At 73.9% G+C, this 14,011-nt stretch carries 16 protein-coding genes; 8 read left to right on the top strand and 8 right to left on the bottom strand.

Features of this window, described 5'->3' with window-relative positions; genetic code table 11:
- Window positions 1-134: 134 nt before the first annotated feature.
- On the top strand, window positions 135-632 hold the full coding sequence (locus tag ACZ4VL_RS01730) for an SRPBCC family protein (RefSeq protein WP_468194334.1): 498 nt from the start codon (window positions 135-137) through the stop codon (window positions 630-632).
- Window positions 633-698: 66 nt separating this feature from the next.
- Here ACZ4VL_RS01730 and cds1 read toward each other — a convergent pair whose 3' ends face one another.
- On the bottom strand, window positions 699-1,835 hold the full coding sequence (gene cds1, locus ACZ4VL_RS01725) for an L-cysteine desulfhydrase Cds1 (RefSeq protein WP_468194331.1): 1,137 nt from the start codon (window positions 1,833-1,835) through the stop codon (window positions 699-701).
- 197 nt (window positions 1,836-2,032) lie between these two features.
- Here cds1 and ACZ4VL_RS01720 point away from each other — a divergent pair, with 197 nt between their 5' ends.
- The gene (locus ACZ4VL_RS01720; RefSeq protein WP_468194329.1) at window positions 2,033-2,638 is read left to right on the top strand and encodes an ATP-binding protein; all 606 of its coding nucleotides are present in this window, start codon (window positions 2,033-2,035) and stop codon (window positions 2,636-2,638) included.
- A gap of 316 nt (window positions 2,639-2,954) precedes the next feature.
- Here ACZ4VL_RS01720 and ACZ4VL_RS01715 read toward each other — a convergent pair whose 3' ends face one another.
- Both ACZ4VL_RS01715 and ACZ4VL_RS01710 read right to left on the bottom strand, forming a co-directional pair.
- Entirely contained in the window at window positions 2,955-3,158 is a 204-nt protein-coding gene (locus ACZ4VL_RS01715) for a hypothetical protein (RefSeq protein WP_468194326.1), read from the bottom strand.
- Entirely contained in the window at window positions 3,137-3,667 is a 531-nt protein-coding gene (locus tag ACZ4VL_RS01710; protein ID WP_468194323.1) for an alcohol dehydrogenase catalytic domain-containing protein, read from the bottom strand. Before ACZ4VL_RS01710 ends, ACZ4VL_RS01715 begins: the two co-directional genes overlap by 22 nt.
- Here ACZ4VL_RS01710 and ACZ4VL_RS01705 point away from each other — a divergent pair.
- A complete protein-coding gene (locus tag ACZ4VL_RS01705) occupies window positions 3,666-3,791 on the top strand; it encodes a hypothetical protein (protein ID WP_468194320.1) in 126 nt (41 codons plus the stop codon). The two genes, ACZ4VL_RS01710 and ACZ4VL_RS01705, sit on opposite strands and share 2 nt — an antisense overlap.
- Before the next feature lie 106 nt (window positions 3,792-3,897).
- On the opposite strand, the gene ACZ4VL_RS01700 is transcribed toward ACZ4VL_RS01705, so the two are convergent.
- Both ACZ4VL_RS01700 and ACZ4VL_RS01695 read right to left on the bottom strand, forming a co-directional pair.
- Window positions 3,898-5,169, bottom strand: a complete 1,272-nt coding sequence (locus ACZ4VL_RS01700; protein WP_468194317.1) for an ROK family protein — start codon at window positions 5,167-5,169, stop codon at window positions 3,898-3,900.
- 98 nt (window positions 5,170-5,267) lie between these two features.
- A complete protein-coding gene (locus ACZ4VL_RS01695; RefSeq protein ID WP_468194314.1) occupies window positions 5,268-5,942 on the bottom strand; it encodes an alpha-ketoglutarate-dependent dioxygenase AlkB family protein in 675 nt (224 codons plus the stop codon).
- Window positions 5,943-5,979: 37 nt separating this feature from the next.
- Here ACZ4VL_RS01695 and ACZ4VL_RS01690 point away from each other — a divergent pair, with 37 nt between their 5' ends.
- A complete protein-coding gene (locus ACZ4VL_RS01690; protein WP_468194311.1) occupies window positions 5,980-6,720 on the top strand; it encodes a maleylpyruvate isomerase family mycothiol-dependent enzyme in 741 nt (246 codons plus the stop codon).
- 82 nt (window positions 6,721-6,802) lie between these two features.
- Window positions 6,803-7,066 carry a DUF6332 family protein gene (locus ACZ4VL_RS01685; protein ID WP_468194308.1) on the top strand — a complete coding sequence of 88 codons (264 nt, stop codon included), beginning with the start codon at window positions 6,803-6,805 and terminating at the stop codon, window positions 7,064-7,066.
- 21 nt (window positions 7,067-7,087) lie between these two features.
- Here ACZ4VL_RS01685 and ACZ4VL_RS01680 read toward each other — a convergent pair whose 3' ends face one another.
- Window positions 7,088-7,774, bottom strand: a complete 687-nt coding sequence (locus tag ACZ4VL_RS01680; RefSeq protein ID WP_468194305.1) for a TetR/AcrR family transcriptional regulator — start codon at window positions 7,772-7,774, stop codon at window positions 7,088-7,090.
- Window positions 7,775-7,906: 132 nt separating this feature from the next.
- Between ACZ4VL_RS01680 and ACZ4VL_RS01675 the strand changes: the two genes are divergently transcribed.
- Window positions 7,907-8,368, top strand: coding sequence for a nitroreductase/quinone reductase family protein (locus ACZ4VL_RS01675; RefSeq protein WP_468194302.1), 462 nt, complete (start codon window positions 7,907-7,909; stop codon window positions 8,366-8,368).
- A gap of 258 nt (window positions 8,369-8,626) precedes the next feature.
- On the opposite strand, the gene ACZ4VL_RS01670 is transcribed toward ACZ4VL_RS01675, so the two are convergent.
- Window positions 8,627-9,847 carry a geranylgeranyl reductase family protein gene (locus tag ACZ4VL_RS01670; protein WP_468194741.1) on the bottom strand — a complete coding sequence of 407 codons (1,221 nt, stop codon included), beginning with the start codon at window positions 9,845-9,847 and terminating at the stop codon, window positions 8,627-8,629.
- 266 nt (window positions 9,848-10,113) lie between these two features.
- Between ACZ4VL_RS01670 and ACZ4VL_RS01665 the strand changes: the two genes are divergently transcribed.
- On the top strand, window positions 10,114-11,478 hold the full coding sequence (locus tag ACZ4VL_RS01665) for a M20/M25/M40 family metallo-hydrolase (protein ID WP_468194300.1): 1,365 nt from the start codon (window positions 10,114-10,116) through the stop codon (window positions 11,476-11,478).
- 108 nt (window positions 11,479-11,586) lie between these two features.
- Window positions 11,587-12,291 (top strand): MBL fold metallo-hydrolase, encoded by a 705-nt coding sequence (locus tag ACZ4VL_RS01660; RefSeq protein WP_468194298.1) that lies wholly within the window; start codon window positions 11,587-11,589, stop codon window positions 12,289-12,291.
- 367 nt (window positions 12,292-12,658) lie between these two features.
- Here the strand turns inward: ACZ4VL_RS01660 and ACZ4VL_RS01655 are convergent, their stop codons facing one another.
- Window positions 12,659-13,693, bottom strand: coding sequence for an NUDIX domain-containing protein (locus ACZ4VL_RS01655; protein WP_468194295.1), 1,035 nt, complete (start codon window positions 13,691-13,693; stop codon window positions 12,659-12,661).
- Between the last annotated feature and the right edge of the window lie 318 nt (window positions 13,694-14,011).

Here is a 14,011-nt window from a genome sequence, read left to right as displayed (position 1 = left end):
GGGCGTACGCAAGAAATCTGACGGTTTATCAACTACCCTTCGGCCGCACGCGCTCTTCCACGCCCGACCGCACCGCACGCCTCACCGCGCCTCACCACACCGCACCACCGCCCGGCACCCCAGGAGGTATCCCCATGGCTCGCCGACTCCGCCCGGTGGGGCTGGACTTCACCGAGACCGCCCCGGTACGCCTCGCCTTCGAGGCCCTGATCGCCGCGGCGCCGCCCGAGGCGGTCTACCGGGCGCTGGCCGAGGACGTCGAGGGCTGGCCGGGCTGGTTCGGGGCGGTGACCCTTGCCCGGCCGACGCGCGGCGGCGCCGGTCGGGAGGTCCGGCTGCGGGGCGGCGTCCGCCTCCAGGAGACGATCATGGCGGCGGACGCCGGGCAGCTGCGCTACGCCTACCGGGTCGACGAGACCAACGCCCCCGGCGTCCGGGCCCTGTTGGAGGAGTGGCGGCTCGCCCCCGCCGGACCGGGCCCGGGCACCCGGGTCCGGTGGACGTTCGCCGCGGACGGCCCGGCCGCGTTCCGGCTGCTGCTCGCCGGGGCCCGTCCGGGGCTGGGCCGCTCGTTTCGCGGTGCGGTCCGCGCCCTGGACGCCCGCCTGGCGGCGCGGCGCTGGGCGCCCTGACCGCCCGGGGGCACCCCGACCGCCCGCGGCACCCCCGACCGGCCCGGCGCCCTGCCCGCAGGGGCCTCAGGCGCCGGGCTCGCGCCAGACGCCCGTCGCCAGCATCGTCTCGATGGTCTCGGCGTACGGGGCGAGGTCCAGGCCCTGCCCGGCGACCCATTCGTCCGAGTAGTACTTGTCCAGGTAGCGGTCGCCCGGGTCGCAGAACAGGGTGACGACGCTGCCCGTGCGCCCCTCGGCCACCATCTCCGCGATGATCTTCAGGGCGCTCCACACGCCCGTGCCGGTGGAACCGCCCGCCTTGCGCCCGATGGCCTGCTCCAGGGCGCGGCAGGCGGCGATGCTCGCCGCGTCCGGCACCTTCATCATCCGGTCGACGGCGCCCGGTACGAAGCTCGGCTCCATCCGCGGCCGCCCGATGCCCTCGATGCGCGAGCCGCAATCGCTGCTCGCGTGCGGGTCGCCGGTGGTCCAGCCGTCGAAGAAGCAGGAGTTCTCCGGGTCCGGGACGCAGACGCTGGTGTCGTACTGCATGTAGCGCACGTAGCGGGCGATGGTGGCCGAGGTGCCGCCGGTGCCGGCGGTCGCCACGATCCACGCGGGCTCCGGGTACCGCTCCAGGCGCAGCTGCTGGTAGATCGACTCCGCGATGTTGTTGTTGCCCCGCCAGTCCGTGGCCCGCTCCGCGTACGTGAACTGGTCCATGTAGTGGCCGCCGGTGCGGGCCGCGAGGTCCGCCGACTCCTCGTACATCTTCATCGGGTCGTCCACGAAGTGGCATTCGCCGCCGTGGAATTCGATCAGCCGGCACTTCTCCCGGCTGGTCGTGCGCGGCATGACCGCGATGAACGGGACGCCGATCAACTTGGCGAAGTACGCCTCGGAGACGGCCGTCGAGCCGGACGAGGCCTCGATGACGGGGCGGCCGGGGCGGATCCAGCCGTTGCAGAGGGCGTACAGGAACAGCGAGCGCGCGAGGCGGTGCTTGAGGGAGCCCGTCGGGTGCGTGGACTCGTCCTTGAGGTAGAGGTCGATGCCCCATTCCTCGGGCAGCGGGAAGCGCAGCAGGTGGGTGTCGGCGGAGCGGTTCGCGTCTGCCTGCACCTTGCGGACGGCTTCTTTCAGCCAGGCGCGGTACTCCGCGTCGCTGCGGTCGACGTCAATCGTCGTAGCCGTCGTACCGGAGGTACGGGTGGTGCTCATGCGCCTTGCTCCTTCGTGCGTTCCTGGCCCCCTGCTTTCGCAATGTACCTCTCTCACCTGCACAAACAGTCACTTTGGGTATCTATGCGGATCGCTTTCGATCGCGTTCGGTTGCATCCGCGGGCACCGTGGGTGACCCTGGTGTGGCATTACCGAGGGTGCAGCACCCGTAACACTCATGTCGGGGAGTCGCAGCCGTGATCAGTCATTCACGCAGGCACTGCGTCGTCGAACTGCAGGCCTTGCCGTCCCGGATCGGCCAGATCCGGAGGATCGTTTCCGCGCAACTGCGCCACTGGCAGCTGGATCCGCTCATAGACCGGGCTGCGCTCGGGGTGACGGAGCTGCTCAGCAACGTCCACCGGCACGCGCAGCCGGACAAGAGATGCACGGTCGAGATCGAGCTGCGGCTGGGGCGGCTCACGGTCTCGGTGTACGACAGCGATCCACGCCTCCCGGTCCGCCGGACGGCGTTCGGGGACGCCCCGCCCGTCCCCGGCCCCAGCCCCAGCCCCACGCCCGGCCCCGGCCTGCTGGACTCCCTGGAGACCTGCGGGCGCGGCCTCGCCCTCGTCGAGGCGGTCAGCGAGGCCTGGGGGGCCCGGCCCCAGGAGGACAGCTCGGGCAAGGTGGTGTGGTTCTCGCTCCGCGCCGCCCCCGCGGCGCCGGCCCGCCCGCGCCCCGTGCGCAGCCGTTCCACTCCGGTACGGGAGCCCGCCCCGGCCATGTCCCTCGCCGCGGACCCCGACCCCGAGCCGGTGGGCGTGTCGGTGGCCGCCACCGCCTCGATCAGGCCCGGCTGAGGCCCCGCCACCCGACCCCCTGACCCGGCACCCGACAGCGACGACCGGAGCGAACGGCGGCGACGGGCGGCACCGGCCGGCAAAGGGGGTACAGGGGCACAGGGGCCCCGGGGCGAGGCAGCAGCCTCCGCCCCCGCCCCGCCGGGCCCCGCCTCCGCCGAGGAGCACGACCCCGACCAGGACGTGTCCGGCCGATCAAACGGCCGTCGTGGTCTGTGGCGGGATCACGTCGTGCGGGCGCCTCAGCACGCGGCCGGCGCCCGCACCGTTCCGCCTCCGGCTCTGGTGGTGGTGTCCAAAGGGGTCGCGACGCCGATCACTGCGTGACCTGCAGGACTGCTTTTCCGGAGACACGGCGCCCGCGGAGGGCCACGGCGGCCTCGGCAAAGCGGTCCCAGGATCCCTGCCAGCCGATCTCGACCGTGAGGGCCCCCTCAGCGGTCAGCTCGGTGAGGACGGTCAGGTCCGGGCCGGCATCGCCTTCGATGACGAAGGACGTCAGCGACCTGGTCGAGCCCACGGGCGCGAGCACGTGGGCACCGGCCCGCGCCGCCAACTGGACGGCGAACCGGCCGACCCCGCCGGAGGCGCCGGTGACAACACCCTCTTGTCCGGCCCGAGCCCGGCGGCCCGCAGCGAGCGCAGTGCGGCCACTCCGGCGACCGGCAGGGCGACCGCCTTCGCCGGCTCCAAGCCCCCCGGCACCTCGGCGAGCGCACCCACATCGATCGCGACACGCTCGGCGAACGCCCCCGAGGTCAGGGCCACCACCCGGGTGCCCACCGCCGGGCCGGTTCCGTCGGCGGCAGCCTGAACCACCACCCCGGCGGCGTCCGAACCGAGCACCGCACCCGCGGGCACCCGACCGGAGCGAGCGTCGTTGAGGTCGCCGTGGTTCAAGGAGACGTGGGAGACGTCCACGAGGACCTGGCCCGGTCCGGGCACGGGGTCGGGGACCTCGACGAGGCGGACGGCGGCGGGTGCGGACGGATCGACGACGAGAGAGGTCGAGTACCGCCTCACGCCCATGGCCCGAGAACTCCACGCCTCGCTGACCGGACCGGTGGGCTGGGCTGAGCGCCACCGGTCCGCCATCGCCGAGGCCCGCGCCGCCTACGACACCGCGGCGGAGCAGCGACCGGACACCGACTGAACCGGCCTGAGCGGCTCCCGAGCTCTGGCGATTCCACGACGGCCGGAGAGGAGCAAGTGTCCGGCCCCGGTGCCGGGAGCCCCGCACACGATCGCCCGGACAGCTCCTAAGCGGCGGCCCCCAACGCCCCCAGCGGGTCGTCCAGCACCGGCTGCCAGGCCAGCTCCGCCGCCCCCACCAGGCTGTTGTGGTCCAGCGTGCACGGCAGGATCGGCACTCCCCCGCTGCGCCCCCACAGGCTCCGGTCGGCGACCACGGCCCGCAGCCGCTCCGGGTCGGCGTGGAGCAGCTCGCGGTGCAGCCCGCCCAGGATGATCCGGTCCGGGTTCAGGATGTTCACCAGGCCCGCGAGGCCCAGGCCGAGCCGGTCGATGAGCTCCTCCGCGGCCGCCCGCACCGCGGGCTGCGCGTACTCCTCGCGCAGCAGGTCGCGGGCCTGCTGCAGCAGGGACACCTCCGGCCCCGGCGTGCGGCCGGCCGCCGTCAGGAACGCCAGCGGGTCCGCCTCCACGTCCAGGCAGCCGCGGCCGCCGCAGTGGCAGGCACGCCCCTCCGGGTTGACGGTGAGGTGGCCGACTTCCAGCGCCAGGCCCGAACTCCCGCTGTGCAGACGGCCGTCCAGGACGAGCGCCCCGCCCACGCCGCGGTGCCCGGTCGCCACGCACAGCAGGTGCTGGGCGCTGCGGCCCGCGCCGTGCCGGTGCTCGGCGAGCGCGGCGAGGTTGACGTCGTTGCCGGCCAGGGCCGGGCCGTCGATGCCGGCCGCCTTCACGCACTGCTCGAAGATGGCCCGTACCGGGGAACCGGCCGGCCAGGCCAGGTGCAGCGGGTTGAGCGCCGTACCATCCGGCTCGGCGACGGCGGACGGGACCGCGAGTCCGGCGCCGATGCAGCGTCGCCCGGTCCCGGCGAGCAGTGCGGCGCCGGCCTCCACGACCGCGCCCAGCACCTGCGCGGGGTCCTCCGAGACCGTGATCTTGCCGGGTGCGGTGGCCACGATCCGGCCGCCGAGCCCGACGAGGGCGGCGCGGAAGCCGTCCGGGTGCACCTGTGCGGCCAGGGCCACGGGGCCGTTCTCGTCGATGGCGAGCCGGTGCGAGGGGCGGCCCTGGGCGCCGCCCGCCCGGCCGGGGCTGGAGTCGACGCGGATCAGCCCGAGCGCCTCCAGCTCGGCGGCGACGGCCCCGGCGGTGGCGCGGGTGACGCCGAGCTCGGCCGTCAGGACCGCGCGGGTCGGGGCCCGGCCCGTGTGGACGAGCTCCAGCGCCGGGCCGAGGGCTCCGCGGCCCCGCTCCAGCTTGGTCTTCGCCGATGCCGCGGATGCCGTGGACGCCGTCGTCGCATCTCCCACCCGCCGCGGGGCCCCGTTGCCGTTCATGACAGCGATCCTCGCATGATCCGCCGGCTGCGCGGCGCCCGCGGTCGATCACCGCTCGGTCTCGGCCACGGGCCGACCGGCGCCCCGTGCGCCACCCGTCAGTCGGGGGGCGGCTCCAGCCCGCCGACCCGCAGCGTGATGTTCAACCGGCCGGTCAGTCCCAGCCACGGCGGGGAGGTCCCGGGCAGCACCTTCGGCACCCCGTGGTAGGCCTGCCTGGCCGGGCCGCCGAAGACGAACAGGTCCCCGCTGCACAGCCGGACGTCCTGGTAGGGCCGGCCCCGCGACTCCGTGGTGCCGAAACGGAAGACGCAGGTGTCGCCGAGGCTGAGGGAGACGACGGGCGCCGGGGACTTCTCCTCGGCGTCGCGGTGCATGCCCATGCGCGCGTCCCCGCCGTAGAAGTTGATCAACGCGATGTCGTAGGCGGCGCCCGGCGGTAGCCCGCCGTAGCCGGCGCCGTACGCGGCGGCCACCGCCTCCCGCCCCAGCTCGGCCAGCCAGACGGGCATCGGCTTGACCGGGGCGCCGTCGCCGTCGACGGCGGTGCGGGCGTACCCGTACGGATACCAGTGCAGGCCGAGGCACACCTGGCGGGCGGTCATCGTCCCGCCACCCGGCGTGCGGACCGTGCGCAGCCCGGCGGGCGGGCGCGCCCACACCCGGCAGGCGGCGAATAGCTCGCGCTGGCGCTCCGGAGCGAGCCAGTCGGGCACGTGCACCGCGCCGGGGGCGATCTCGGCCCGCTCGCGCGGGAAGAGTTCCCCGTTCATGGCCCCATTGTCCCGGCTCTGCTGGGACACTGCCCGCATGAAGATCATCGAATACGTCGAGGCCCTGGAGCGGGAAGGCGAGTTGCTCGCCGAGACGGCCGAGCGGGCCGGCCTGGACACCGTCGTCCCCACCTGCCCCACCTGGCGCGTCACCGATCTGCTGCGGCACACGGGCGCGGTGCACCGGTGGGCGGCCTCGTTCGTCCAGGACGCGGTCGTGGAGCCGACCCCGATCCCGGACGGGCCCGAGCTGGTCGGCGCCGAGCTGCTGGCCTGGTTCCGGGAGGGGCACACGGAGCTGGTCCGGACGCTGACCGCGGCGCCGGCCGACGTGCAGTGCTGGACGTTCCTGCCGACGGCCCCGCCGTCGCCGCTCGCGTTCTGGGCGCGGCGGCAGGCGCACGAGACGACCGTGCACCGCATGGACGCGGAGGCGGCGCTCGGCACGGCCTTCGCCCCGCTCTCGCCGGAGTTCGCGGAGGACGGGGTGCACGAGCTGCTGACCGGCTTCCACGCGCGGCCGCGCAGCCGGGTGCGGACCGACCGGCCGCGGGTCATGCGGGTCCGGGCCGCCGACACGGGCGCGGTGTGGAGCGTGCACCTGTCGCAGGAACCGCCCCGTGCGGTCCTCGGCGACGTGGGCCCGGCGGACTGCGAGGTCGCGGGAGAAGCGGCCTGGCTGTACGCGGCCCTGTGGAACCGCCTCCCGCTGACCGGCCCCGGTGTGACGGGCGACGACTCGCTGGCCCGCCTCTGGATCGAGACGGCGGGCATCTGACCCGCCGCCCACGGGCCGGCCGCGGGCGCGGCGACGCAAAGACGCCCTTGTGACGGTGCGCACCCCACACGACACTGCACGTATGGATCAGCACAGCGGGCGGCGCACGCAGGCGGACCGCGACGCGGTCACCATCGAGATCGGCTACGCCTTCGTCAGCGCGTGCTTCGCCGCCGCCCTGGTGTTCGGCGCGGTGTACGGGCCCGCCCTGGCCTTCGACCTCTCCCCCGCCGTCGAGGGCGTCCTGACGGTGGCGGGCGGGCTGCTGGCCGCGGTGGTGTTCGTACTCCGCGTCACCCACCTGCTGTGGCGGTTCGCCCGCCGCCCGGAGAACGACGGCCGCTGACCCGCCCACGGGCCGCCGCGCTCACGCAGCGGGCAACCCGATCCCCTGGGCGAGCTGGTCGACCGCATGCCCGTAGAAGGCGTCGCGGTCCTCGACGACCCGGTTGAACTGGCCGAACACCTCGAAGGACACCAGCCCGGCCACCTGTGCCCACGCGGCGACCAGGGCGGCGGTGACCTCCGGCGGCAGACCCTGCGCGAAGTCCGCGGTCATCCGCACGGCCTCCGGCCGAAGCTCGTCGGGCAGCGGCGGAAGAGAGAGCCCGCGGCCCTCGTACGCGGCGCGCGCAATGCCGATGAAGACGTTGCCGACCCGGGCGGCCGGGCCGACGGTGTCCATGGGAGCGCTGTACCCGGGTACCGGCGAGCCGTAGATGAGGGCGTACTCGTGCGGGTGCCGGAGCGCCCACCCGCGGAACGCCCGGCAGGCGGCGAGCCACCGCGCGCGGGGCGGCTCGCCGGCGTCGTCAGCACCTTCGACCGCCGCGCCCACGCTGTCGTACGCGTCGACGATGAGCGCGGTGAGCAGGTCGTCGCGGCTCGGGAAGTAGCGGTAGAGGGCCGAGGAGACCATGCCCAGCTCGCGGGCGACGGCCCGCAGGGACAGCTTGGCGGCGCCCTCGGCCGCGAGCATGCGGCGCGCCTCGTCCTTGATGGCCGCGGTGACCTCGATACGGGCCCGCTCCCGGGCCCCGCGCACGGTAGTCATGGCGGCCAGTCTGCCACAGGGCGAGATCACCGCACCAAATCGAGAGCACTGCTCTTGCTTCAGCGCACCGATCCATGCACACTGCTCCCAAACGAGAGCGCCGCTCTCTCACGAGCTCTCCCGGAGGCCGCCATGCCCGCCCCGAACACCCCGTACTACGTCCAGGCGGGCCCCGTCGCCGCCCGCTTCAACTCCCTGATGGGCAAGCTCGCCCGCGTCGGCATCAGCCTGGCGGGCACCGTCGAGCTCTCGGTCCGCGGCCGCACCTCCGGCCGGATGCAGCGCATCCCGGTCAACCCGCACGCGTACGAGGGCGAGCAGTACCTGGTGTCGGCGCGCGGCCACTCCCAGTGGGTCCGCAACATGCGGGTGGCGGGCGGCGGTGAGCTGCGCGTGGGCCGCAAGGTCCGCACGTTCACGGCCACGGAACTCACCGACCCGGCGGAAAAGGCCCGCATCCTGCGCGCCTACCTGAAGCGGTGGGGCTGGGAGGTCAACGCGTTCTTCGACGGCGTCACCGCGGACTCCCCCGAGGCCACCCTCCGAACGGCCTCGGCCGACCACCCCGTCTTCCGCCTCACCCTGTCCCCCTGACCCGCCGGCACCGACGGGCGAAGCCCGCTCCCGCCACCCGGCGCCGTCATGCCCCATGAGCTCGACCGCACCGCCCTGACCGTACGGCGACGGTCAGGTGGAACGACGAGTGCCGTCTGCAGCCGGCAACGGCCCGGCCCGCAGTGGGCCGCCCAGCCGAACCCGACCGGGCGGTACCACAGAGGCCGCCCGAAGCCGCGCCGGGCTGGCGGCCAGCGCCAACCAGCGGGGTCAGCGGGGTCAGCGGGGTCAGCGGGGTCAGCGGGACGGTCGTGTCGGGCGGGAGGTGCGGTTGTCGAGGGCGTGGAGGGCCCTGCGGGCCAGCGGGTACGTGCGGACCAGGCCGGGCAGCGTCGTCGCGCCCCGCGTGATCCGGGCGAACGCGCGCCACGCCGGGCGGAAGCCCGTGATCGCCGCGTGCAGCAGCCCCGGCTTCGCCTCGAAGGCGGTCAGCATCCGCTTGCCGACGGCCATCTCCACGCCCAGCCCGGCCTTGATGGCGAAGGCGTAGTTCAGGGCCTGCCGCCGCGCGTCCACCGCGTCCTGCGCCTCGGCGATCTTCACCGCCCATTCCCCGGCGAGCCGGCCGGACCGCAGCGCGTACGAGATGCCCTCGCGGGTCCACGGCTCGAGGAGCCCGGCCGCGTCGCCCGCCACCAGCACCCGGCCCCGCGACAGCGGCGAGTCCGGCGTGCGGCAGCGCGTCAGGTGCCCGGAGGACACGGACGGCTCGAAGCCGGCGAGTCCCAGGCGGGCGATGAAGTCCTCCAGGTACCGCTTGGTGGCGGCGCCTTCGCCCTTCGCCGAGATGACCCCGACCGTGAGGGTGTCGCCCTTGGGGAAGACCCAGCCGTAACTGCCGGGCAGCGGCCCCCAGTCGATCAGGACGCGCCCCTTCCAGTCCTCGGCCACCGTCGGCGGGACGGGGATCTCCGCCTCCAGACCGAGGTCGACCTGGTCCATCTCGACCCCGACGTGCGCGCCGATCCGGCTGGCGCTGCCGTCGGCGCCGACGACCGCCCGGGCCAGGACCGTCTCGCCGTCCGCGAGCACCACGGCGACCGTGCGCCGGTCCGGCACCGCCGCCCCGTGCTGCTCGACGCGGGCGACGGCGGTGCCCGTACGCACCGTCGCGCCCGCCTTCTCCGCCTCCGCCACCAGCCCGGCGTCGAACTCCGGCCGGTTGATCAGCCCGAACAGCATGTGCTTGGACCGGCGGGTGCGGGTCAGCCTGCCGTTCAGGGAGAAGGTGACCGCGTGGATCCGGTCCTGCAGCGGCAGCTGGAAGCCGGGCGGAAGCGCGTCGCGCGACGGCCCGATGATGCCGCCGCCGCACGTCTTGTACCGGGGCAGCTCCGCCTTCTCCAGCAGCAGGACCCGCCGCCCCGCGCTCGCCGCCGCACGGGCCGCCGAAGCGCCGGCCGGGCCGGCGCCGACCACGACCACGTCCCACACCTCGCCGGTCCCCCCGGCCACCATGTCCCCCGCCCCCTCAGCGGCCTGCCCTGCTGCGTCGCGTACGTCGTCGTCGCTGCTCACGATGTGCTGCTGCTCCTGATCATGGTTGCTCCGATGCCGGGGAAATCCTACGGTGCGTGTCCGGCCCGCCCTGCTGTGCGAGGATCGGACTGACCTGCGCCGCGCCCGGCCGCCGTACCCGGGGGACCGGATCCGGCACACGCCCACCAGGCGGATGCCGGTAGGCGTACACGTGACACAACGTCGCACCCAGGAGGAGCGTGCCCATGTCCCAGAATCCGATCGCCGAGACCATTGCCTCGCTGATGCCCCGCGCCAAGCAGGAGCTGACGGAGCTGGTGGCCTTCCAGTCGGTGGCGGACTGGGCCCAGTTCCCCCGGAGCGAGAGCGAGGGCGCGGCGAACTGGGTGGCCGACGCCCTGCGCGCCGAGGGCTTCCAGGACGTGGCCCTCCTCGACACCCCCGACGGCACGCAGTCGGTGTACGGCTTCCTGCCCGGCCCCGAGGGTGCGCCCACGGTCCTCCTCTACGCGCACTACGACGTGCAGCCCCCGCTGGACGAGGACGCCTGGATCTCCCCGGCCTTCGAGCTGACCGAGCGGGACGGGCGCTGGTACGGCCGCGGCACCGCGGACTGCAAGGGCGGCTTCATCATGCACCTGCTGGCGCTGCGCGCGCTGAAGGCCAACGGCGGCGTCCCCGTCAGCGTGAAGGTGATCGCCGAGGGCTCGGAGGAGCAGGGCACCGGCGGCCTCCAGCAGTACGCGGAGGCGAACCCGGAGCTGCTGGTCGCCGACACCATCGTCATCGGCGACGCGGGCAACTTCCGCCTGGGCCTTCCGACGGTGACGGCGACCCTGCGCGGCATGTGCCTCGTCAAGGTGAAGATCGACACGCTGGGCGGCAACCTGCACTCGGGCATTTTCGGCGGCGTGGCCCCGGACGCCCTGGCCGCCCTGATCCGCCTGCTGGACTCGCTGCGCGCCGCGGACGGTTCCACGACCGTGGACGGCCTCGCGTCGGACGCGGTGTGGGAGGGCCTGCAGTACCCGGAGGCGGACTTCCGGGCCGACGCGAAGGTCCTCGACGGGGTGGAGCTGATCGGCGAGGGCACCGTCGCGGACCGCCTGTGGGCCCGCCCGGCCGTCACGGTACTCGGCATCGACTGCCCGCCGGTGGTGGGTGCCACCCCGTCGGTGCACGCGAGCGCGGCCGCCGTGATCAGCCTGCGCGTGCCGCCGGGCGTGGACACCGCCGAGGCCATCAAGCTCCTGGAGGCGCACCTGAGGGCGCACACCCCGTGGAACGCCCGCCTGGAGATCGAGGTGGTGGGCCAGGGCCAGCCCTTCCAGGCGGACACGACCAGCCCGGCCTACGCCTCCATGGCCGCCGCGATGGAGATCGCCTACCCGGGTCAGGAAATGCAGGTCAGCGGCATGGGCGGCTCGATCCCCCTGTGCAACACGCTGACGACGCTCTACCCCCAGGCGGAGATGCTGCTGATCGGCCTGAGCGAGCCGGAGGCCCAGATCCACGCGGTCAACGAGAGCGTCTCCCCCGAGGAGCTGGAGCGCCTCTCCGTCGCCGAGGCCCACTTCCTGGTCAACTACGCCGCCTCCAAGCGCGCCTGACCCACCCGGGCGGTCCGGCTTCCGGGCCGGGCCGCCCTGCGCCACGAGCGAACTCCGCTCCGGGTGAAAGCCGTTCCACCCCACCCACGACGGTCGTACGTTCGAAGCATGGATCTTGTCGAGATACTGCCCGAACGACTCCACATGCTCCGCTTCCCGATCGGCCAGGCCTACCTCTGGCGGGACGGCGACCGTTCCCTCACCCTCATCGACGCAGGCCACAGCGGATCAGCGCCGGCGATCGAGCAGGCGATCCGCTCCCTCGGCCACGACCCGAACCAACTGGACCGGATCGTCCTGACACACTGCCACCGCGACCACATCGGCGCGGCGGACGAACTCGCCGGCCGCTGGGGCGCACGCGTGCTGGCCCACCACCTGGAGGCACCGGTCATCCGGGGCGAACAGCCCGTACCGGACCCGGTGCTCCTCGACTGGGAGATCCCGCTGTACGAGCACGGTCTGACGGTCCCCGAAGCACCACCGACGCGGGTCGACATCGAGGTACAGGACGGCGACGTCCTCCCGTTCGGTGACGGAGCAGTGGTCGTCCACTCCCCGGGCCACACCCCGGGCAGCATCGGCATCCACCTCCCCCGCCACGGCGTACTGTTCACGGGCGACTGCGTCGCCGGCGTGGGCCAGGTCATGCTCGGCGTTTTCAACGTGGACCGCGAACAGGCCCGGGCAACCTTCCGCCGCCTCGCAGCACTGTCCCCCTCGATCGCCTGCTTCGGCCACGGAGACCCCCTGACCGAGGACACGGCGTCCGTCCTCCGCACCGCCGCGACCTCCTCACCCGCCCTGCCCTGACCGCGCGCCGCCCCGGACGGCAGTCGGCCGCCGATGCACGAGAAGCACGTAGCGATCCGATGCGCCGCCGAGGGAACCCCGCCGGGGCCTGGATGGCCCCGGCTGCTCAACGCCCCTGCCGGCCGCAGCCCGCCCGCCGCGTCTCGGACGGGAGCCGCACCCGAACGCCACCCTCCGGCCCGTTCCTCCGGGGCTTCCCGGCAGCTCTTTGGCATTCCGGGGCGGGCCGGTCGGTCAAGGGGGCCGAAGGCCATCGCGAAGCGACGCGACGCAGGAGCGCCCTTGAGGGACCGGCCCGCCCCGGAAGGACAATGGGCGGCCGGGAAACCCCCCGCGGCTCCGGCACCCCGGACCAGCGGGACACCGCCTACCCCACGGCCCGCCCCGCCTCCAAGTACAGGGCCCGGCCCCGCTCCCGGGCCCGCAGCGCCGCCCGCAGCCGCTCGTACCGCACCGGCGGGAGCAGGTCCGCGGCCTCCGCCTCGGTCACGAACCGCCAGGCCCGCAACTCAGGCCCCGGGAGCCTCAGTCGGGCCACGGCCTCCGCATCCAGCCGGCCCCCGTCGAAGAGCAGCCGCAGGCCCCCGTACGCAGGTCGCACAGGCGGTTCCCAGTCGATGACCAGCAACTCGGGTACACCACCCAGCTCAAGGCCGACTTCCTCGGCGACCTCGCGCACCCCCGCCCGCGCCGGCGCCTCTCCCGCCTCGACGACGCCGCCCGGGAACTCCCAACCCGCCTTGTACGTCGGGTCGACCAGCAACACCCGGTCGTCCGCGTCGAACAGCAGCACCCCGGCGGCCACCGTCTCCCGCGTCGGCTCCGGAGTCTGCACGATGTCGCAGATCCCGGCCGCGTCCGTCCGTACGGCCTCGGCGATCCGCTCCGCCGTCTCCCGTGCGGTCAGCCCGCCGTTGTCGATGACGTGCGCATCGGTCGTGAGCCAGCCCAGCGCCTGCCGATAGACCGGTATGTGGTCGTAACACCATTCCTTCACCCGCAGATCGGCTTCAGGCGTTCCCACCTCCCGCCGGTTCGCGATCCGCCCCCGCAGGATCGTTTCCGCAGGCGCCAGCAGCACATGCCGCACCGGGATCCGCCGCGCCGCCAGCCCGCCGAAGATCTCGTCCCGGTACTCCTGGCGCAGCAGCGTCATCGGTACGACGAGCACCCCGCCCATCTCGGCGAGCATCGCGGCGGCCGTGTCCACCACCAGGCGCCGCCAACTCGGCAGGTCCTGGTAGTCACTCACCTCCGCGAGCCGTTTGCGCGGCAGCAGCCTGCGCAACGCGTCGCCGACGAGCTCCGGGTCGTACAGGGTGCTGTCCGCCAGGATGCCGGTCAGTTCACGGGCCGTGCTGGTCTTCCCGGCGCCGAATGTGCCGTTGATCCAGACAATCACGTCTATCCCTCTCCCCACGGCTCGTCCGAAGCCCTCTGTGGCTTGCCCCGACCACCCTGCCACGGAAACCCGCGCACCGACGCAGTGCATATCCTCGGCTGGCACACCCCCACCGACACCCACCCCACCGGCACCCACCCGACCGCACCCACCACCAACCGGCACCCACCCAAGCGGCACCCACCCGACCGCACCCACCACCAACCGGCACCCACCCAACCCACACCCACCCGACCGCACCCACCACCAACCGGCACCCACCCAAGCGGCACCCACCCGACCGCACCCACCACCAACCGGCACCCACCCAACCCACAC

This window comes from Streptomyces sp. NPDC029014, assembly GCF_055564695.1.
The sequence above is the reverse complement of the archived record's forward strand: the minus strand, read 5'-3'. Positions and strand labels throughout refer to the sequence as shown.